Below are 21730 nucleotides of genomic sequence, written 5' to 3' on the forward strand. Positions count from 1 at the left end.
TCACGAAATTACTCCTGAGCCTATTAGTTCATCACCTTGGTACCAAGCCACAAACTGACCTTCCGTAATTGCCGATTGTTTTTCCTTAAAATCCACATAGAGGCCATTATCTGTTTTGTACAAAACTGCGGATTGCAATGGTTGTCGATATCGGATTCGCGCCATGACTTCCATCGTTTCGTCTACTTTTAAAGCAAGGTCCGTTCGAATCCAATGTAACTCATCTTCTTTTACAAACAAGGTATTACGAAGCAAACCCGGATGCGATTTTCCTTGGCCGGTATAGATGATATTTTTCTCTACATCGGTCTCAATCACAAACAATGGTTCTTTGGTTCCTCCTACATTCAATCCTTTGCGTTGCCCTATGGTGAAATAATGAGCACCCTGATGTTCACCCACGACCTTGCCATCTTCAAGTTTGTATTCCGGTTTTTCAGCTTGAAAAGCTAATTCCGCTGTCTTGGATTCAAATTGTGGAACAGGTACAGCAAACTGTGAAGCATCATTGGGAACTTCAACAATCACTCCTTTCTTAGGTTTTAGCTTTTGTTGCAAGAATTCCGGAAGATGCACCTTTCCAATGAAACACAATCCTTGGGAATCCTTTTTATCTGCCGTGATAAGATCATTTTCCGCAGCAATTTGTCTTACTTCAGATTTTTGAAGGTCTCCTATCGGAAATAAGGTTTTTGCCAGTTGTTCTTGTGAAAGCTGGCACAGAAAATAGGATTGGTCTTTATTAGGGTCTTTTCCAGCCAAAAGTTGATACGTTTCCGAACCGTCGTCATTTACAATAGTTCCTTTTCTACAATAATGCCCCGTAGCAACATAGTCAGCTCCCAGTTGAAGTGCAATTTTTAGAAACACATCAAATTTTATTTCCCTATTGCACAAAACATCAGGATTTGGGGTCCTACCTCTTTCATATTCATTGAACATGTAATCTACAATCCGTTCCTTGTATTCAGCACTTAAATCGACTGTCTGAAAAGGGATTCCAAGTTTTTCTGCTACTATTAACGCATCATTGCTGTCCTCTACCCAAGGGCATTCTTCAGATATGATCACCGAATCATCATGCCAGTTCTTCATGAACAGACCAATGACCTCATAACCTTGCTCCTTTAACAGATAAGCTGTGACACTTGAATCAACACCTCCTGAAAGTCCAACTACTACCTTTTTCATCTTTCACATTCAATATGCAAAAATACAAAATGGGTCTGTTACTACCACTTCTCACTAAGGCAAGAAAATTTTGCTCAAAAAGATAGACGTAACCAAAATGGAACTCAATCATATTTATAACTCCAAATTTCATAAAGGTTTTGAGTTTTGTGATATTTTGTTATACAAATAATAAATTTTATTAAACAATATAATATTATCTCTTAGCTCAATGATTTAAGAGTTTTGATGTATAAAATGTTGCTCATTAACATATTCATGTAACACATACAGGTACACTCCCATACAGAAAGTATATTTTGTTAAAGTTTTCATAAAAATACTTAAACAAAAGCAACCTTAATTGTTTAACTATATCTTTAAATCATTAAACAAAATTTATAATCTAAAAACAATCTCATGAAAGCACTAGTTAAATTGTCCCAAATTTCTTTTTTGTGCCTACTTCTGATCTTAACATCATGCTCCAACGATGATGACAACGGTATGGAAACACCTCCTGAAAGTGATAATATTGTAGAAACCGCTTTGGCCACTGCAGATTTAAGCAGCTTGGTAAGTGCCTTGCAAAAAGCCGATGAAAGTGCCGACAACGATTTAGTTAGTGCTTTAGGCGGAGATGGGCCTTTCACGGTCTTTGCACCTACCAATGCTGCCTTTGCAGATTTACTGGCCCAACTGGACGGTTTTGATTCCCTGGACGATTTTAACACCCAAGAACTTCAAAATCTGCTGGCGACAATTCTAACCCATCACGTAATTCCTGGGGTTGGAGCACTATCTTCAGATCTAACTGATGGGCAAACTTTAACAACTCTTCAAGGCACTACCTTGGGAGTTTCTACCCAAGGCGGTGTTTTTATTGGAGATGCGACCGATTCGGATGCTGAAGTAACCACTGCCAACGTGGAAACCTCAAATGGGGTAGTCCATATCATTAATAAGGTGTTGCTGCCACAGACAATACTCGATCAACTCGCGGATATCATTTTAGTGCCGATAACAGATTTGGCCATTGGAAACGAGAATCTTCAAAACTTGGTTGCCGCCCTTACCGCCGCCAATGGAGATTTGCCAACGGTATTGAGAGGCGCCGGTCCCTTTACCGTTTTAGCACCAACAGATGAAGCATTTACAACTTTTCTTAATGGAGCCGAACTAGGAGATATTCCTGTTGATGTATTAACAAATGTATTGCTGAACCATGTCATTGATGGTGCCTTGTACAAATCGGATTTGGACGGACTAGGTTCTGGATATACCAAAACACTGGCAACAGGAGCGGGAGAACAGAACATGAGTATTTTCTTTGACACCATGGATGGAGTTAAGTTCAATGGAGTATCATCCGTTGCAACTCCAGATGTAAAAGCATTAAATGGAGTAGTCCATGTTGTGGATGCAGTAATCGACCTGCCCAACATTGTTGATCATGCTGTTGCAAATCCAGGACTTACTTCCTTGGTTGGTGCTCTTACTGAAGGAGGAAATACAACATTTACGGATTTACTCTCCGATGAGGAGGAAATCTTTACGGTATTTGCTCCAGTTAATACTGCTTTTGATGCATTTACAAATCCAAATGGAAATGACATAAATTCTGTGCTATCCAATCATGTTATAGTGGGTACTGCTGCTTTCTCTTCCGGATTGATGAACTCTTACGTTAATACAGCGGCTGAATTTGATATGGATGAGCCCTTAAGCCTATACATCAATACTGATGACGGAGTTAAATTGAATGGTATGAGCAATGTGGCCATTGCCGATATTGTAGCCACCAATGGTGTGATTCATGCAGTGGATGCGGTAATAGATTTGCCAACCGTGGTAACTTTTGCTACCGCAGACCCAAATTTTTCAACTTTGGTCCAAGCCCTAACTGAACTTACCCCTAGTACTGATTTTGTCTCTGTATTGTCTGCCCAAGATGGAAATGGCGATGACCCTTTCACGGTCTTTGCGCCAACCAATGCAGCATTTGATGCGCTGGCAGCCATTCCAGCGGAAGCAGATTTGATTCCAATACTACAGCATCATGTAATTGCCGGGGCAAATATTCGCTCTGGAGACCTTACTCCCAATGGAGATACGGTTACACCTGCCACACTGGAAGGAGATACCTTTACCATTACATTGCCTGGTACAAATGAGAACATTGCCAACGTAACTGACGGAGCTGGTAATATGGGAATTGGAATAGATGCCGTAGATGTGCAAGCCATTAATGGTGTAATCCATGTTTTGGACGCTGTTATGGTCCCAGATGTGAATAATTAGGCCTTTAAACGACCTTCGTTTGTAGGTCAAATATTACAAAGGGGCTGCCATAATTATAATTATGGCAGCCCCTTTATCTATAGGGCGTTACCGTTTATCGATGACACATCAAAAGAAGTCTCTTTACCATACAAAAAAGCCCCCTTTACAACTATTAATTTTTTGAGCGGTTATTATGTGGCATCTTTGAAGTCCCAAATCTTTCCAAACTATACCTATCAATGGTGAAAGCTCCCCCACAATCATGGGGGAGTTTTTATTTTTCAAGAAGTCGATTTAGCGCTTTCCGGCTTTCTTTTGAGCTTCAGCCTGTTCCATCATTTCCCTCATCTTCTTCTGGAACTTGTTCTCCTTTTTAGGTTTCTTTTTATTCTCCTGAATCTGCGCATGAATCTTATCCTCATCCAAAATGTAATTCTTGATAGCCAACATAATAAAGATGGTAATCAAATTGGAGATAAAATAGTACAGACTCAATCCACTTGCATAGTTATTGAAGAAAATCAACATGATAAGCGGAGACAGGTACATGATAAACTTCATATTCGGCATACCTGGTTGTTGCTGCATCTGCATACTTTGACCAGTGGTCATTGTCATATAGAAAAAGATGGCGACCGAAGCCAATATTGGGAACAGGCTTACATGGTTTCCATAGAAGCTTGATATAACCGGAATGTTAGTACTCCATTCAAAGATTGAATCGTAAGACGCCAAATCCTCTGCCCAAAGAAAGGATTTCTGCCTTAACGCAAACGAAGTTGGGAAAAACATAAATAGTGCATAGAAAATAGGCAACTGCAGCAATGCCGGAATACATCCGCTCATAGGACTCACCCCTGCCTTGTTGTACAGTTTCATGGTCTCTTGCTGCTTTTTCATGGCATTGTCCTTGTATTTCTCATTGAGTTCAGTAATCTCTGGCTTCAATACCTTCATCTTAGCCTGGGACAGGTATGATTTATAAGTAACCGGAGATAATGCCAACCGAACCAAAATGGTCATAACAATAATAGCAATACCAAAAGGCAAGAATGAACTTAAAAAGTCATAGAAAGGCGTAAAGACAAATCGATTGATCCATCCAAAAATTCCCCATCCAAAGGGAATGGACTCTACCAACCCCAAATCCTTATAATCGTCCAATATCTTAACATCTGTAGGACCATAATACCAATGCATATTTTGCGAAAGCTCACCTCCTTGCAACTCCAAAGGCGCTTTTGTAGCATATTCCTTGGTAAACAGGGTTTCCTTGCTTTCTTCCTCAACCAAGTTTTTAGAACTTAAAGCTGCACTCTTAAAATGTTTGTCAGTTGCCAAAATTGAACTAAAAAAGTGCTGACGATAAGACAACCATTTGATATCTTCTTCAGTTTCCTCATCCAATTCACTGGCTTCTGAAAGCTTACTGATCTTATCGTCTTCATGATTGTAGGTCAACCGAGTGTAGCGATTTTCATATTTTACACTCTTACCATGCCTGATACCTTTTAAATTCCATTCCAGGTCAATTGGCCTACTTGAATTAATCACCCCGTTTAAACCCTGCGACCTGATTGTGAAATCCACCAAATAATCATTGGGTTTCATTTCGTATCGGTATTCCAAAAAGCGATTGTTATCAACCTTTGCTTTCATAGAAAGCACCTGATTATCGCCACTTTTGGTAAGAGAGGGTTCAAAGAATAAATCTTTGGTGCTCAACACACGATTATCGTTGGTAGAAAAATTAATTCCAAAATCAGCATTGGCATCTTTTACCAAATACACAGGCACAGAATCATAGGTGACAAAATTTTTCATTTTTGCCTCTACAATCTGCCCTCCTTTATTGGCCACTTCCAAATAAAGGACTTCATTCTCCAATACAGAAGTTCCTTCGGATGCAGCGGTAAATCCAAAAGCTCCAACCGAACTTTTATAACTGGCCACCGCTACTGAGTCTTGTAAATTAATTGTAGCGGGCGCCTCCTCTTCCAATACTTTGGGCACTTCGGTTTCCTTTGCTTTTGCCTCAGCTTCAATTTTTGCCTGCTCAGCCTTTTGGGCCTCCAATTCTTCTGGTGTGGGCTGATTTTGGTAAAACATAAAAATGAGTATTCCAAAAATCAAAACAAATCCAATAATGGAATTGATATCCAGCTTCTTTTCTTCCATGAAAGTTATTTAGTGAAAATCTTTATCTGCCTTTTCAGGTGGCAAATATATGTCCAAAACCGCAGTTTATGCCAAACTGGCATTAGTTTGTTGCTGCTTTTGCGCTAAAACTGCCTTTACAAAACCTACAAACAACGGATGTGGACTGGCCACGGTACTTCTATATTCCGGATGATACTGCACCCCAACAAACCATGGGTGTGAAGGAATTTCGATTACCTCAACCAATCCTGTTTTAGGGTTTAAACCAGTTGCCAACAATCCGGCATCTTCCATTTGGGCCTTATAATTGTTATTGAATTCAAAACGATGTCTGTGGCGTTCCGAAATTTCCGTTTTCCCATACACTTCGTGTACCAAACTATTTTGGATAAGCTCACAGTCCCAGGCACCCAAACGCATGGTACCTCCCATATCAGTCACCAACTTCTGCTCTTCCATTAAGTTGATAACAGGGTGGGCTGTTTGTTCATCCATTTCTGTGCTATTAGCTCCGTTCAGGCCCAACACATTTCTGGCAAATTCTATTACCGCCATTTGCATACCCAAGCAAATTCCTAAAAAGGGAACATTGTTTTCGCGAGCGAAACGTACCGCCATTATCTTTCCTTCAATGCCACGTTCCCCAAAACCAGGAGCCACCAGAATCCCATCCAGTCCTTTTAAGTTTTCATCAATATTGTCTGCCGACAGATGTGCCGAATGAATGGATTTAACCTCAACCTTAACCTCGTTTGCAGCTCCTGCATGTATAAATGATTCCAAAATGGATTTATAGGAATCTTGAAGCTCAACATACTTTCCAATAAGTCCGATGGTTACGGTATGCTTAGGGTTCTTATGTTTTGCAAGAAATTGTTTCCAGAGGTCCAGATTGGGTTCAGTATCATTTGGTAGTGCTAGTTTTTCCAATGCCACCTTGTCAAGCCCTTCTTGCTGCATTAAAATGGGAACATCATAAATCGTAGATGCATCAATGGATTGTATAACCGCTTCTTGTTTTACATTACAAAAGAGTGCCAATTTTCTCTTTATATCATCAGATATCTCATGCTCTGTTCTACACACCAAGACATCTGCTTTTATTCCGCTTTCCATCAAGGTCTTTACAGAGTGTTGGGTAGGTTTGGTCTTCAACTCTCCAGCCGCGGACAAGAATGGAACCAAGGTCAAATGGACAACAATTCCATTGTTCTCTCCCAACTCCCAAAGTAACTGTCTTACCGCTTCTATATAAGGCAACGACTCAATATCCCCAACGGTTCCCCCAATTTCAGTGATTACAATATCATAATCACCGCTTTTTCCTAAAATCTGGATTCGCTCTTTTATCTCATTCGTAATATGAGGAACTACTTGGACGGTTTTCCCCAAAAACTCCCCTTTACGCTCTTTTTCAATAACACTTTGGTAGATTCTACCTGTGGTCACATTGTTGGCTTGTGAGGTCCTTACATTCAGAAATCGTTCATAGTGTCCCAAATCCAAATCGGTTTCCGCTCCATCATCGGTAACATAACATTCACCATGTTCATATGGATTAAGTGTACCTGGGTCTACATTGATGTAGGGATCTAGTTTTTGTATGGTAGTACGGTATCCTCTGGCTTGAAGCAACTTGGCCAAGGATGCGGCGATAATTCCCTTTCCTAAGGATGAAGTAACGCCCCCCGTAACGAAAATGTACTTGGTCTGTGACATATTTGGGATTTCTATTACGGGGTGTAAAGGTACAAATTGCCATCGGAATACCTTGTCATTCCTTCGGAAATTCTTTTTGGATTTGTTTGATCAGGGGTTCCAGACCATTTTCCTTGACATCGAGCATAGTGGTAAGATGCTCTCCTAATTTCCCCTTTGGAAACCCCTTCTGCCTGAACCACACCAAATAAGGCAATGGTAAATCAACCAAATACCAGTCTTTATATTTCCCAAAGGGCATTTTATAATGGGCTAACTCAAGGAGTTTTTGTTGGTCGGGTCTAACTTTCATTTGTAGGCCTAAAGTACTATCTTTCCACAACATAAATTCCCAATCATGAAAAGACGAAATTTTATTTCTACTTCAGCAGTTGGTGCTGCGGCAATGATGACCACAAATTCAATAGCACAATCAAAATATATGGACAAAGATTTTAAACTAAAGAACAATATCAATCACAGTGTTTGCCAATGGTGTTTTGGCCATATTCCTTTGGAAGAATTCTTGAAAACCTTAAACGGATTAGGAATTAAAGCCATTGATTTAATTGGCCCTAAAGATTGGCCATTGCTCAAAAAATATGACATCCATTGCTCTATGTGCAACGGAGCCGAAATAAGTTTGACCGAAGGATGGAACGATCCAAAAAATCATGAAGTCCTTATTAAAAATTATACGGAAATGATTCCCAAAGTAGCCGAAGCGGGGTATACCAATCTTATCTGCTTTAGCGGTAACCGAAATGGGATGAACGATTATGTAGGTCTGCAGAATTGTGTGGACGGTCTTTCCAAAATCATGCCCTTGGCCGAAGAACATGGGGTAATCATACAAATGGAGCTTTTTAATCAGACAAACCATCCAGATTATATGTGCGACAGTACGCTTTGGGGTGTAGAACTGTGCAAACATCTGGGCAGTGACAATTTTAAATTGCTTTATGACATTTACCACATGCAGGTTCAAGAAGGTGATATCATCAAAACCATTCAAACATATCATAAGTATCTTGGGCATTACCATACAGCTGGCGTGCCCGGGCGCAATGAAATTGATGAAAGCCAAGAACTTTACTATCCTGCTATCATGAAAGCGATTCAGGAAACAGGGTATACCGGATATGTAGCGCAAGAGTTCATTCCTACTTGGGAAGATAAGATAGGGGCATTAAAAGATGCTTTTGTACGCTGTGACATATAAGTCTTTTTTGATTCTATACCGGGGTTTTAAAAATTTAGAATGATAGGGATTAATCTGGACAGGGTTAAAATGATTGTCGTTAAAACTGCTGAAACGGGTGTAGTGAATAAAGAAACCATGTTTAGTTTTACCCAAAAAGACAATCTGATCCATGCCGAATATGCCGGAGGTCAAATAGCCAAAGGTTTTTTGGTTGGAAAATTGACGGACAACACTTTAAAGTTCAGTTATTGTCAATTACAAGTGGATGGAAGATTGGACAACGGTTCCTCAAAAGGGGAACTTTCCATCTCCAAAGAAGGAAAAATTAGATTGACAGAGTACTTTGAATGGGATTCAAGGCCAGGGCATTCCGGCACAAACATTTTTGAACAGATTTAATTTCCATCAACGCTTCAAACAACAAAAAGAAACACCATAACCAAAATAACAACCGTTCCAAAAACCATATTCATGTTTAAAAAACAATTCTTTGCATTTATTCTAATACTGTGCGCTACTATTTCATGCAAAAATGTCGATGCGGAAAAAGACAAAGAAGATGCTACAAACACCGGTAGACCCAATATCTTGTTCATTATGTCAGATGATCATGCGTATCAGGCGATTAGTGCTTATGACTCTACCTTAATTAGAACGCCAAACATTGATAGATTGGCCAAAGAAGGTATGCTGTTTACCAATGCCTCGGTCACCAACTCCATTTGTGCCCCATCCAGAGCCACCATTCTAACTGGAAAACACACACACATAAACGGGAAAATCGATAACCTGACTCCTTTTGACACTACTCAAGTTACCTTCCCACAATTGTTTCAAAAAGCGGGATACCAAACCGCAATGTTCGGGAAGCTTCATTTTGGGAATAGCCCAAAAGGTTTTGACGAGTTTAAAATAGTTCCAGGTCAAGGAAGTTATATCAACCCAGATTTTATAACCCCAAAGGGCGACACCATTCAAAAAACTGGGTATGCCACAGATATTATCACAGATTTTACGCTGGATTGGTTGGATACCAAAAGGAATCCTGAGAAACCATTTCTTATGCTCTATCTGCATAAAGCCCCTCATCGTGCTTGGTGGCCAAACGCGGAAAAGTTCAAAACGTTTTCAAAACGTAAATTCCCTGAACCTGAATCCCTATTTGATGATTACACAAACAGAGGGACTGCGGCTAAAACCGCTGAGATGAACATTTACAAGCATATGCTGCTCAGCTATGATTGTAAGGTACTTCCAGAGACCCTTTCTGAGATGGGAATTGCCACAGACCCAAGGAATGAAAGACTTTTTAACGGCGGGGATTTTTACCGTATGAATCCTGAGCAACTACAATTGTACAAGCCAGTTGTGGATTCCATTACAAATCACTTTAGGGAAAACTGGCCCAAAATGAACGAGCAGGAAAAGAGTAGATGGAAATACCAAAGGTATATCCAAGATTATTTGGCGTGCATCTCCTCTGTGGATGATAACGTAGGGCGGGTCTTGGATTACCTCGATGAAAATGATTTGGCCAAAAATACCATTGTGGTCTATACCTCAGACCAAGGTTTTTATCTAGGCGAGCATGGATGGTTCGATAAGCGTTTTATGTACAACGAATCTTTTAAAACTCCTTTGTTGATAAAATGGCCCAATGAGATAAAACCTGGTACCACCAGCGATGAAATGGTTCAAAACCTTGATTTTGCGCAAACCTTTTTGGAAGCGGCAGGAATAATGGCTCCCGAAGATATGCAAGGAGAAAGCCTAGTACCTTTGTTAAAGGGCAATACACAAGCATGGAATAGGGATGGTGTGTACTACCATTATTATGAATACCCGGCAGAACATGCTGTGAAAAGGCATTACGGAATTGCCACAAAAACCCACAAGCTCATCCATTTTTATCATGATGTGGATGAATGGGAGTTGTATGACCTTGAAAAAGATCCCAACGAAATGAACAATGTATATGCAGATCCAACATACAGTTCGGTGGTGGATCAGCTAAAGAAAGAGCTTGATGAGTTGCGAAAAAAATACAAGGACTCACCTGAACTGGACCAAAAGTTTATAGATTCCTACAATAAGAAGAAATCCTAAAGTATCATGAGAACAATACCCATACTCCTGACCCTTTCCCTGTTGATAGCCTCTTGTAATTCTAATACATCGAAAGAAAAGGTACTTCCAAAAATTGCAATAGCAGGAATCGCCATAGAATCAAGTACATTTTCACCTGCGGTCTCCCATGTGGAAGCATTTCATCCAGTAACCGGAGATGTGATTTTTGATTCCTATCCATTTTTCCATGCGGATTCCCTCAACAGAAAACGTGCCAATTGGATACCCACCTTAAGAGGAAGATCGTTACCTGGAGGTATTGTCACCAAAGAAGCTTATGAATCTATGGTAACTAAGACTTTGGAAATGCTCAAAGAAAATGCTCCCTATGACGGTTTGTTTTTTGATATCCACGGAGCAATGAGCGTTGTTGGCCTGGATGATCCTGAGGGTGATTTCATTAAAAGGATTAGAGAAGTAATCGGTACCGAAACCATTATTTCAACTTCCATGGATTTGCATGGGAATGTTTCACAACGTTTGGCAAAACACTCTGATTTAATTACTTGTTATCGCATGGCACCTCATGAGGATGCTTTGGAGTCCAAAAAAAGAGCTGTGGACAATCTTCTGGACAGAATTGAAAGCGGAAAGGGAAAACCAGAATACAAAGCCTGGGTACCAGTGCCCATATTGTTGCCCGGTGAAAAAACCAGCACTAGAATTGAGCCGGGAAAAAGTTTGTATGGCAAGGTAGCCCCGGCTGCCGCCCAAGAGGGAATTATTGATGCCGCTATTTGGATTGGTTACGCTTGGGCCGATGAGCCTAGAAACCATGCTGTGGTCATGGTCACAGGTGATGATAAGGAAAAAGTAAGCCAGACTGTGGAGCAACTGGCATCAAATTTTTGGGATGTACGCCATGAATTTGAATTTGTTGCCCCCACCGCAACACTAAAGGAAAGTTTGGACATGGCCATTTCAAGTGATAAACGCCCTTTTATCATTAGCGATATGGGAGACAACCCAACAGCAGGAGGAGCTGGGGATGTTACATGGACGTTACATAAAATTTTGGAAAGACCTGAATTTCAATCTGTGGATGGACCTTCGGTCATCTACGCATCCATTCCTGGGCCTGAATTTGTAAAAAAAGCCATTGAAATTGGGGTCGATGGAAAAATTGATGCCATGGCTGGAGCAGATATAGACGATAGGTATGCACCACCCGTACGCTTGGTCGGCACCATTACTGCCATTGAACATGGAGATAGACACGCGGAGACCGAAGTCGTGGTAAAAGTCGGAAGTGTTAATGTGATCGTGACCAAAAAACGGAAGCCTTACCACCGAGAAAACGATTTTACAAGACTTGGGTTAAATCCACGTGAGACAAGCATTGTAATCGTAAAAATTGGATATCTGGTTCCAGAGCTATACAACATGCGAGCAGATTGGATAATGGCATTGACCCCGGGAGGTGTAGATCAGGATTTAGAGCGTTTAGATTATAAAAGAATCAAAAGACCTATGTTTCCTTTGGATAAGGATATGGAACAACCTGATTTATCCGCTAGGTTGATACCTGCATCTCACGAATAGCGTTAGAACCATTACTATTCCATTTTTAATAGTGCAGGAACAATGAAATTGTTCATTATTTCGTCCGTATATTGATGGGCCTTTCTCTTTCCATAATTGGTTGTAGTAATCACAATTACGGCTTCTAATTCTGGAATGGCCAAAACTTTTTGCCCTCCATTCCCAGACATATAATAAGCTTTATATTTCTTATCCATACCAAAAGACTTTAACCATAATAGATACCCGTAATCAGTTCCCTCTCTAACATTTGCTTTGGGAGTAGTTGCTTTTTTGACCCATTTTTTTGAAAAAATTTGTTTACCGTTCCACTGCCCATCTTGAAGAAATACTTGAATCATTTTTAAAAAATCCCTACTTCTGTATTCACTTCCACCCGCAGTGTTTAAAACACCCGTGGGAGTATAGTGAAACTTGTAATCTTTAATTTCTAGAGGATTAAGGAAGTTTTGCCTGGCAAAAGTATCCAATGGCATCTTAACAGCGGCTTCTACAACCTCAGCCAATGCCGCTGTTCCAGCAGAACAGTAACTCATTGCTCTCCCATATGGTGAATCTTCCGGCTTAGGACTAAATGGATATGACCGAACAGGGAGATTAACAAAAAACTGAAGCCAATCTTCAATGATATACATGCGTTCTTCATGACCTCTTGAAAATATATTGTCATCATCGCATTCTAAAATGGAACTCATGGTCAACAAATCTTCAATACTGATTTCTTCTTTTCTCGAATCTTTGTTTTTTATAGGTTGTCTGGGGTTTAGGTATTTAAAAATCTTTTCATTTTCCGATATAATGAGACCTTTTTGAATGGCTATTCCAGTTAGAATTGTAGCCATTGTCTTGGTCACCGATCTGGCATTTCTAAGCGTAGTTTTATTTGTGCTGTTGTAGTATTTCTCAAAAAGAAGCTTTCCCTGTTTAGCAATCAGAACACTTGTGATTTTTTCGTAATCACCATCAGTTATTCTTTGGTCCATTTCGATAAGAAGTTTAACGTCCTTCCTATTTTTCTCTGAAAAGTCCAATTGTGCATTCAATAAAATTGGAAGCACCGAAAGCAATACAAGCAAAATAAATCTTTCCATTTCTAAGTTTTAAATGTTGAAGCAAAGAAAGCCAAGTAGTTCTTCTAAAAATAGAATGAAATTAACATGAGGTAGAATTACAAAAACTTTTGCCTGAAAGTTTTTGGCGTTTTATTAAAGTAGTACTTAAATGTGCGGGTAAAATGGCTATGATCTGAAAATCCACAATGATGCGCTATTTGCGTAAGTGTATAATCTTTATTAGCCAATAAAGGCAAGGATTTTTTAATCTTATGCAAGCGGATGAAATCACCCAGCGTCGTATTCAAATAATTAGGGATACTTCTGGACAAATGAACGGGATGTACTCCCAAAGTCTTGGAAAGGGAGGTCAAGGTCAAATCTTCCACATCATCGAAGATCAATTGCCTTAATTTTTCCATCCACAGGGGTTCGGTTTTTGGATACGCTAATTTTTCTCCCCAGACTTCGTCGCAAAGTTGCAACACCAGCAAATCCAAGGCCAGTGAGGAGTGTTGGTCATTACATTTGAACTCATAGTAAATCTTTGCCAAAACTTGGTGCAATCTGGGATCTTGCATGAGCTTGCTGCCTTCCCATAGATTTCTATCCAACTTCTTCTTTTGATACCAATTACGGTCCAGTTCAATATGAAAACCTCGAGCCGTTAGAGTTTCCTTAGTATTCATATGTGTTTCCTGCCAATTGTGAAACAAAAAACTCCCTGGCGGGCATAATGTAGTACCCTTGTCATTGATATCTTTTACATTCCCTTCTAACACATACATGAAGTATGGATTTTCATGATAGTGAACATCTGTGTTGGGCAAGTGATATCCATATTCAGAAAAAACAACTCCAAAGTTGTCCAATTCCGATTTACAGATACCATAATATGAACCTTTTTTAAGGATTTTCATACTAACAAAATAAAAAAGCAGTCTAATCTTTTCCTAATGCTTCAGCTATTTTCTTGTTCCACTCCAATTGCTTTTGTGCATTTCTGGAAAAGTTGGTCTCCCAATCGTATTGTTCTTGAAATTTTTGGAGTTCTTCCAAAATCTCTCGGTATATTTTACGGATTTCGGCTTTTACGTTATCCGAAAAAGAGGTACGTTCCAGTTTATCACGCATTTTTCGGGCAAACAACTCGGAAATATCAAAATGGAGCTGTTCATGACTTAGAATCAAATCGTCACAAACTTCGGGTTTGTACCAAGATTCATTGGGGTAAAAATAGGCGTTCACCTCAAAATCAAGTTCCACCTCATGGTGAATAAGATTGGCGGAGTATTTATAACTAATTCCACTTGCGGTAGTTGCAGCCGGAACGGAAGCTGGCGGTACTTTTCCTTTAAAATCAGACCAAGTGAGCCTTAAATCGGGATTCCATAAAACACCTTCTTCAATTTCTTGGGTAAAGCCAAAGAAACCAAAAAATAGAAAGCATCCTATGGTGATTATCTTACCCAATCAAACTCTATTACTTTTTCAATATCTGGATGTAGGCTATAATGAACTGGACAAGTGTTGGCAGTATTTTCCAATATCTTCCTATGCTTCTCAGAAATATTGGTAGGCAGTTCCATTTTCACTTCAATTTTGGAAATCCGCCTTGGATTGGCAGACATATGTTTGGTTACCTCAGCGGTAGACCCAGATAAGTCTATCTGTAAATCCCTCGCCTTAATTCCCATCATGGTAAGCATACAACTTGCCAAGCCCGTAGCAACTGTATCAGTTGGTGAAAAAGCCTCTCCTCTTCCGTTATTGTCTACAGGTGCATCGGTAATAAATTCATTGTTGGACCTTAGGTGCAGACAGGTAGTCCTAAGTTCTCCGGTATAGGTTACTTTAGAGGTCATCTAATTTTATTTCTTTTATTCTTAAACTATCGTACTCCATTAAATAACAGGCTTTATTGTAATAGCCAGATGTCCAATCATTAAAATAGTTAAAGCTGTTTCCGGTATATTCTGTTAGTCCAGTAATCTTGGAGGTTTCAAAAAGGTTGTTCTTATGGGCCAGTTTTAACAGGGCATCAAAGGTTACATCAAAACCACGCACGGCATAACGGTCTGGTTTTAACCCCTTATAACGTTTACTGTAAGCCCTTGTAAAAGCATCATTTGCCGCTTTCCTATAAAAAGAAGGATAAGTGAATCTTAGATTGGACAAATGAGAGCTAGATATCGCATCGTTTTCAAAAGCACCATTAAAATTGGTGGTGAACATTCTTACCGATACGTCCTCATTGATTGCAGAATTTAATATGGAACTAACACTGGAAACCATATTGGTTTGTGCTGTTTCTACAAAAACCCAATTTTCCTTTTCCTCGGACAGTTGAATTAAAAACTCATCCAAATGAAGGGATTTATTATCTATGATCTTTGCGATTTGCGCCGCTGGGAATTTGGTCAAAATAGAATCGTGTGCCGCTTGATGTGTCGAGTCGGCTATAATGACCACATTCTGATCTGTGTAAGTTTTCTCAAGGTAGGATAGCATCTTTTTTCTCAACACATCGTCCTTGGGCACAGAAAAGAAAACATTGCTGTGGCTCAACTTACTATCAGAAGCTATGGGTGCAATAACCGGTATGTTCTTGGAGGCTGCCTGTACCGCCACCTCATCCAAAGCATCTGGTAACAAAGGCCCTATAATGGCATTGACTCCAAAAAAGTTTTCTCTAAAGAAAATCTCTTTTACTTTATCTCTATTTCGCTCTGTATCAAATGCCTTCACATCGACGGAAACCCCCATTCTTTTAATGGAATCCAGAGCAACCAAGGCACCAGAATAGAATCCAACACTTAGATTAACATCCCTTCTGTTCTTAATTTGATTGATTGTTTTTTTCCTATCACCAAAATCAACACGATCTAACCTGAAGGGCAGCATGAATACCAGTTTAGGTCTATTTTGGGTATTGACACTATCAATAAGATTGATCTTATCTATGACCAGTGCATTTTTCACCTCCAATCCTTCCGCATTTTCCTTAGGAAGTTTCAAGACCATTCCAGCTTTAAGACCATTTTCAAGATCAGGGTTCAACTGAAACAACTCATCTCTTGTAATTTTTAGGTTTTGGGTAAGCCTGAAAATATTCTGCTTTGGTTTTACTTCATAAAAAATGAAATTCTCGGTGTTCACCTCTCCAGATGTATCCCTTTTCTTGGGCAGTCTAATCATCATTCCTTCCTTTAAACCACCAAGTTCCATGATTTCTGGATTCAGTTTAATAATAGAATCTGAAGGAATACCATATTCTTTCCCTAAACTGTACAAAGTTTGTTTGGGTGGCACCGTAAAAGATGTGAACAAATCAACCTGTTGATCCTTTAAACTATCTCCTTTGGGTCTGGGCAACTTCAATTCTTGACCCATGGCCAAATAATCTGAAGTTTTACTTAAATCGGGATTCAAGGCGATCAAACTGTCGACGGTAATCCCATATTTATGGGCAATACTCCATCTGGTTTCTTTAGGTAGAACCGTATACGTTTCAAAATCGAGTTCCCGCTCTTCCTCCTCCGTACGTTCAGGGAATTTAGGAATCTGTAATACCATACCCTTTTTTAATGGTTCCGAATACAGTTGCCTATTGTATCGCTTTAATTGTTCTTCGGTAATATCATATTTTTGGGTAAGACCAAAGAGGGTTTCCCTCCTTCTAACCCTATGTCGTGTAAATCCAAGAGGTTTTTCCTGTTCCTCTACCTTTTCTTCTTCTTTGGGTTCGTTTTGTTGCGTTATCACGGATCCGTCAAGAGGAATAATTAAAATGGTGTTCACCTTTACATCAGCTGCAGTCTTAATCTCCTTGTTGGATTGGATGATGGTATAGGGTGTAACCCTGTACTTTTGGGAAATACTTTGTAAAGTTTCTCCTTCTTTGACCACATGGGTAGTCTTATTTTGGGCAGAAACTTGAATTGAAGTCAACAAAAAGACAACAATACCCAGTCTTAAAATATATTTTTTCATTCCCATTCTATAGTTGCAGGTGGCTTAGAACTAATGTCATACACTACTCTATTAACGCCTTTGACCTTATTTATTATATCATTGGAGGTTTTTTGTAAAAATTCATAAGGTAAATTCACCCAATCTGCCGTCATTCCATCTGTACTTTCCACCGCCCGCAAAGCAACACATTTTTCATACGTACGTTCATCTCCCATAACCCCTACACTATTTACGGGCAAAAGCATGGCTCCGGCCTGCCAAACCTTATCATAAAGTCCCCATTTTTTCAATCCATCAATGAAAATGGCATCAACCTCCTGTAAAATAGACACCTTTTCCGCAGTAATGTCACCTAAAATACGAATTCCCAAACCTGGACCTGGAAATGGGTGTCTGCCCAATATAGCTGCATCCATATTTAGGTTTTTACCCACCCTGCGCACTTCATCTTTAAATAATAGATGTAACGGTTCCACTATCTTCAGTTTCATATAGTCCGGTAACCCTCCTACGTTATGATGACTTTTAATAACCGCCGATGGGCCTCCACTTGCCGATACTGACTCTATACGATCTGGATAGATAGTACCCTGTGCCAGCCATTTTGCGTTCTCGACCTTATGTGCCTCATCATCAAAAACCTCAATAAAGACCCTTCCAATGATCTTTCTTTTCCCTTCGGGGTCCGATTCTCCCTTCAAGGCATCCAAAAAACGTGCCGAAGCATCTACACCCTTCACGTTCAACCCCATATGTTTGTACTGATCTAATACACTTTCAAACTCATTTTTGCGCAACAATCCATTGTTCACAAAAATACAGTGTAGGTGTTTTCCAATGGCCTTGTGCAGTAACATGGCAGCCACACTGGAATCCACACCACCTGAAAGCCCTAAAATCACCTTTTCATCTCCTATCTTCTCCTTGAGCTCTGCAACGGTGGTTTCAATAAAGGCATCTGGCGTCCAATCCTGGTTTAATCCAGCAATTTTCACTAAAAAGTTCTCCAAAAGCTTTTTCCCATCTGTGGTATGGTATACTTCTGGATGAAACTGGATTCCATAGGTCTGTTCCCCTTCTATCCTAAAAGCCGCATTCTCAACATCATGGGTGCTCGCCAAATGAACAGCACCTTCTGGTAATTGCTTAATGGTATCACTATGGCTCATCCATACCTGACTACCTTCGTCCAATCCATCCAAAAAATCCTCTCCATCCTTAACATAAGAAAGGTTGGCGCGACCATATTCCCTAGTAGCGGAAGGGGCCACATTGCCTCCATGAAAATGGGAAAGGTATTGGGCACCGTAACAAATACCCAATAAAGGTTTTTTCCCTTTTATCTCTGATAAATCAGGATGCGGAGCATCCTCGCTTCTTACCGAGAACGGGGAGCCAGATAATATCACTGCATTATATGGTGATAAATCCTTTGGAGGGTTGTTATATGGTTTTATTTCTGAGTAAATATTGAGTTCCCTAACGCGTCTTGCGATCAACTGTGTGTACTGGGAACCAAAGTCTAGGATAAGTACGTTGTTCTGCATGGGCAAAAATAGCAATTTGCTGCTGTTGAAAAAGTATCTTTTCAGGTATATTTTCAGAACTTTTTTAAACGCTTATCAACACACATTAAGCATACTAATTATCAGGTTTTTGCCAAAAAATACGAATTGAATATAACGTTGTGTAGTTTTTTTCTTAACATTTTTCGTCATTTCTTTGCGTTCCTAAACACAAACCAAAGCATTGATCATGATCAAAGGATTTATCTTCGATTTAGACGGAGTCATTACAGATACAGCAGCATTACATTATGTTGCCTGGAAAAAACTGGCGGATGAAATGGGGTGGGCATTTGACCATGATGTCAATGATAAACTTAGGGGCATATCCCGTACCGATTCCATAAAAGTTATTTTGGATCACAATAGTACATCATTGGATGAGCACAAACTGGAGGAACTGGCCGCCAAGAAAAATGACATCTATGTAGCCAGTCTGGAGACCATGACTTCGGAGGATTATCTACCTGGTGCTAAAGAACTTTTGACCCATTTGAGAACCGAAGGTTTTGCAGTTGCCTTGGGAAGCGCCAGTAAAAATGCAGAAAAGGTCTTGAACCAGTTGAATGCAACTCCTTATTTTGATGTTATTGGTGATGGTCATAGTGTATCCAACAGCAAGCCAGCACCAGATATTTTCCTTTATGGAGCTGAAAAACTAAACCTTCAACCTGAAGAGTGTATCGTTTTTGAAGATGCCGAAAGTGGTATTGATGCTGCAAAAGCAGGTGGGTTTTACAGCGTAGGCATTGGCCCTAAAGATCGGGTGGGCCATGCGGACTTACGTTTTGACACGATGGGTGATGCTACCCTTTTTGAAGTAAAGGCTCATTTTAAGGAATTATTCAGCTAATTACCTCTTGCTCATGAAGTTGGAATAAATCCCTATTTTTAGGGTAAACCAACCTCCATGAAAATAATCAAATATTGCTGGTGTTTCTGCTTTTTGCTTTGGGCAACATGTGTGATAGCACAAAAATCCAAAAACATTGACAGCATCATAGAAGTTACCAAAACAATGCCCGATGACACTTTGAAAGTGGCTTATTATGGTATAATCTATGAGAATTTGATGTTCAAGGACCCAAAAAAATCATTTGAGTTCGCGAAGAAGGAATATGCGTTATCAAAAAAAATAGGGTATCAAACAGGGCTTGGTAGTAGTCAACTACATCTTGCTGATTCCTACAAAAATTCAGGGCAGATAGATTCGGCCAAATATTATTATGACCAATCATACCAGATTTTCAAGAAGCAAGACCATACACTCGGTTTATTGTTCATCAATCACTCCCAAGCGTCCTTTGAGCAAAGTCGCGGGAACTATGAAACTGCATTGGAGTATGCCAATAGGAATATTGAACTATATCGAAACAGGGATTCAATCAAAACAACCTACAATGCGGATTTCAATCTGATCGGAGCCGAATATGAATTGATTGGTAGCATCCATATTGAATTGGGCAACTATAATATCGCCCTCAAAGAGACCCATAAAGCCCTAAAGTTCTTTGAACAGATCAAAGACACGATCAGGGCAGGCGATGCACTTATGGCCTTGGGCAATATTGAAACCCTATTGGGCAATCATGAAAAAGCCACCCCCTACTACAAAAAATCCTACTCCATATACGACCATTTCAATGACCAACAATACAAAGCCTATTCGGGCAACAACATAGGTAGCAACTATATGACCTTAGGGCAATTCTCCAATGCCCAGAAGTATTTCAACGAAAGCTTGGAAATCGCTACAGAAATAGGGAACGAAGAGATAAAAGGAAATGCATTGATTGCTTTGGCAGGCGTATACAGAGAATCTGAGGACCTCAATAAAGCGAAAGATTTTGCAGAAAGTGCCTTGGAAATCCACTCAAAACTGGGATACAAAAAAAGTATTGCTGCTGATTTAATGGAGCTTGCCAAAATCGGTATAGCGAACAACAGCCTCGCGGAAGCACTGGACCATTTAGATCGGACGATACAAATCTCCTCCGAAATAGGTGCAAAAGATATCCTAAGTGAATCATTGCAATTAAGATACACGATTCATAAAAAGCAAAGGGATTTTACCTTGGCACTCTCGGATCACGAAATGTTCAAATCTGTGAACGATTCCATTTTTGATAAAACCAAATCCCAACAAATAGAAGAACTACGAACCATTTACGACACTGAAAAAAAAGAGCAACAAATCGCTCTTCAAGAGAAAGAGATTACTGTTTTGGAGCAAAAAGCGGAAATCAGCACCTTACAGAAAATACTTTTGGGCGGTCTATTGGTTGTATCCCTAATAGGATTTTACGGTATCCGGCAAAGGTTGAAGCGCAACAAGCTTGAAAAAGAAAAGGTGGATGCCGAATTGGCCTTTAAAAAGAAAGAATTGACTACTCATGCCCTTCATTTGGCCAAAAAGAATGAAGTATTGGAAGGGCTAAAACAGAAGGCTGAAGAGTTAAAAGCAAACGAAGAATCAAAAAAAGGCTATCAACAGCTTATCCGAACCATTAATTTTGATTTGCAGGATGACAACAACTGGGAAAACTTCTCACGTTATTTTGAAGAGGTACACAAAGATTTCAATAGCAACGTGAAAACAAAATATCCACAAGTCACTTCCAATGAGTTGCGTCTTTTGGCTCTATTAAAAATGAATCTTTCCTCAAAAGAGATTGCAAATATCCTCAATATATCCCCGGAAGGAATCAAAAAAGCCCGTTACAGACTTCGTAAAAAATTGGATATCACCACCGAAGATTCGTTACAGGACCTTGTGCTAAGCCTTTAAGCAAAGGCGCTCGAAGTACAGTCCACTCTTTGTCCCTATTTTATTTTTAGGGTGTCCACCTATTGTCCACCTTAGTTTTTTCATTGCTCAAAACCAGCGCTTTAGGTTTGCTGTGTCATTAAGTTGACAAACCAGTTTTGTGGTCTTGCTCGGTTAAGGGCTGCAG

Annotated in this window: 17 protein-coding genes; 7 read left to right on the forward strand and 10 right to left on the reverse strand. The window is 39.8% G+C overall.

Annotated elements, in window-relative coordinates; translation table 11 throughout:
- A complete protein-coding gene (gene mnmA, locus ACOQO1_RS01230) occupies window positions 1-1191 on the reverse strand; it encodes a tRNA 2-thiouridine(34) synthase MnmA (RefSeq protein ID WP_420601046.1) in 1191 nt (396 codons plus the stop codon).
- Between the two features lie 399 nt (window positions 1192-1590).
- Here mnmA and ACOQO1_RS01235 point away from each other — a divergent pair, with 399 nt between their 5' ends.
- Window positions 1591-3471, forward strand: a complete 1881-nt coding sequence (locus ACOQO1_RS01235; RefSeq protein WP_420601047.1) for a fasciclin domain-containing protein — start codon at window positions 1591-1593, stop codon at window positions 3469-3471.
- A 276-nt stretch (window positions 3472-3747) separates the two neighbouring features.
- On the opposite strand, the gene yidC is transcribed toward ACOQO1_RS01235, so the two are convergent.
- From yidC to ACOQO1_RS01250, 3 genes are all read right to left on the reverse strand, one after another.
- Window positions 3748-5631 carry a membrane protein insertase YidC gene (gene yidC / locus ACOQO1_RS01240; protein WP_420601048.1) on the reverse strand — a complete coding sequence of 628 codons (1884 nt, stop codon included), beginning with the start codon at window positions 5629-5631 and terminating at the stop codon, window positions 3748-3750.
- Between the two features lie 66 nt (window positions 5632-5697).
- Window positions 5698-7332, reverse strand: coding sequence for a CTP synthase (locus ACOQO1_RS01245; protein WP_420601049.1), 1635 nt, complete (start codon window positions 7330-7332; stop codon window positions 5698-5700).
- A gap of 55 nt (window positions 7333-7387) precedes the next feature.
- Window positions 7388-7624, reverse strand: a complete 237-nt coding sequence (locus ACOQO1_RS01250) for a DUF3820 family protein (protein WP_420601050.1) — start codon at window positions 7622-7624, stop codon at window positions 7388-7390.
- Window positions 7625-7669: 45 nt separating this feature from the next.
- Between ACOQO1_RS01250 and ACOQO1_RS01255 the strand changes: the two genes are divergently transcribed.
- The 4 genes from ACOQO1_RS01255 (at window position 7670) to ACOQO1_RS01270 (ending at window position 12184) form a co-directional block, all read left to right on the forward strand.
- Window positions 7670-8533, forward strand: a complete 864-nt coding sequence (locus tag ACOQO1_RS01255; RefSeq protein ID WP_420601051.1) for a hydroxypyruvate isomerase family protein — start codon at window positions 7670-7672, stop codon at window positions 8531-8533.
- Window positions 8534-8572: 39 nt separating this feature from the next.
- The gene (locus ACOQO1_RS01260; protein WP_420601052.1) at window positions 8573-8914 is read left to right on the forward strand and encodes a hypothetical protein; all 342 of its coding nucleotides are present in this window, start codon (window positions 8573-8575) and stop codon (window positions 8912-8914) included.
- Window positions 8915-8986: 72 nt separating this feature from the next.
- Window positions 8987-10621 carry a sulfatase gene (locus tag ACOQO1_RS01265; RefSeq protein ID WP_420601053.1) on the forward strand — a complete coding sequence of 545 codons (1635 nt, stop codon included), beginning with the start codon at window positions 8987-8989 and terminating at the stop codon, window positions 10619-10621.
- Between the two features lie 6 nt (window positions 10622-10627).
- Complete coding sequence (locus ACOQO1_RS01270; RefSeq protein WP_420601054.1) at window positions 10628-12184, forward strand: M81 family metallopeptidase; 1557 nt, start codon at window positions 10628-10630, stop codon at window positions 12182-12184.
- Window positions 12185-12198: 14 nt separating this feature from the next.
- Here the strand turns inward: ACOQO1_RS01270 and ACOQO1_RS01275 are convergent, their stop codons facing one another.
- The 6 genes from ACOQO1_RS01275 to guaA all read right to left on the reverse strand — a co-directional run bounded on the left by ACOQO1_RS01275 (window position 12199) and on the right by guaA (window position 18758).
- A complete protein-coding gene (locus ACOQO1_RS01275; RefSeq protein ID WP_420601055.1) occupies window positions 12199-13275 on the reverse strand; it encodes a serine hydrolase domain-containing protein in 1077 nt (358 codons plus the stop codon).
- A 77-nt stretch (window positions 13276-13352) separates the two neighbouring features.
- Window positions 13353-14156 carry a helix-turn-helix transcriptional regulator gene (locus ACOQO1_RS01280; protein WP_420601056.1) on the reverse strand — a complete coding sequence of 268 codons (804 nt, stop codon included), beginning with the start codon at window positions 14154-14156 and terminating at the stop codon, window positions 13353-13355.
- A 22-nt stretch (window positions 14157-14178) separates the two neighbouring features.
- A complete protein-coding gene (locus tag ACOQO1_RS01285; protein ID WP_420601057.1) occupies window positions 14179-14709 on the reverse strand; it encodes a DUF922 domain-containing protein in 531 nt (176 codons plus the stop codon).
- Complete coding sequence (locus tag ACOQO1_RS01290; RefSeq protein ID WP_420601058.1) at window positions 14697-15101, reverse strand: OsmC family protein; 405 nt, start codon at window positions 15099-15101, stop codon at window positions 14697-14699. The genes ACOQO1_RS01285 and ACOQO1_RS01290 overlap by 13 nt, the downstream gene beginning before the upstream one ends.
- The gene (locus tag ACOQO1_RS01295) at window positions 15091-17229 is read right to left on the reverse strand and encodes a PBP1 and LysM peptidoglycan-binding domain-containing protein (RefSeq protein ID WP_420601059.1); all 2139 of its coding nucleotides are present in this window, start codon (window positions 17227-17229) and stop codon (window positions 15091-15093) included. The genes ACOQO1_RS01290 and ACOQO1_RS01295 overlap by 11 nt, the downstream gene beginning before the upstream one ends.
- Window positions 17226-18758: a glutamine-hydrolyzing GMP synthase gene (guaA, locus tag ACOQO1_RS01300; protein WP_420601060.1), complete on the reverse strand. Its 1533-nt coding sequence runs from the start codon at window positions 18756-18758 to the stop codon at window positions 17226-17228. The genes ACOQO1_RS01295 and guaA overlap by 4 nt, the downstream gene beginning before the upstream one ends.
- A 208-nt stretch (window positions 18759-18966) precedes the next feature.
- Here guaA and pgmB point away from each other — a divergent pair, with 208 nt between their 5' ends.
- Both pgmB and ACOQO1_RS01310 read left to right on the forward strand, forming a co-directional pair.
- The gene (gene pgmB / locus ACOQO1_RS01305; RefSeq protein ID WP_420601061.1) at window positions 18967-19629 is read left to right on the forward strand and encodes a beta-phosphoglucomutase; all 663 of its coding nucleotides are present in this window, start codon (window positions 18967-18969) and stop codon (window positions 19627-19629) included.
- Between the two features lie 57 nt (window positions 19630-19686).
- The gene (locus tag ACOQO1_RS01310) at window positions 19687-21564 is read left to right on the forward strand and encodes a tetratricopeptide repeat protein (protein ID WP_420601062.1); all 1878 of its coding nucleotides are present in this window, start codon (window positions 19687-19689) and stop codon (window positions 21562-21564) included.
- Window positions 21565-21730: the final 166 nt, after the last annotated feature.

The sequence above is a fragment of the Flagellimonas sp. genome, from assembly GCF_965222555.1.
Classification (GTDB): domain Bacteria; phylum Bacteroidota; class Bacteroidia; order Flavobacteriales; family Flavobacteriaceae; genus Flagellimonas.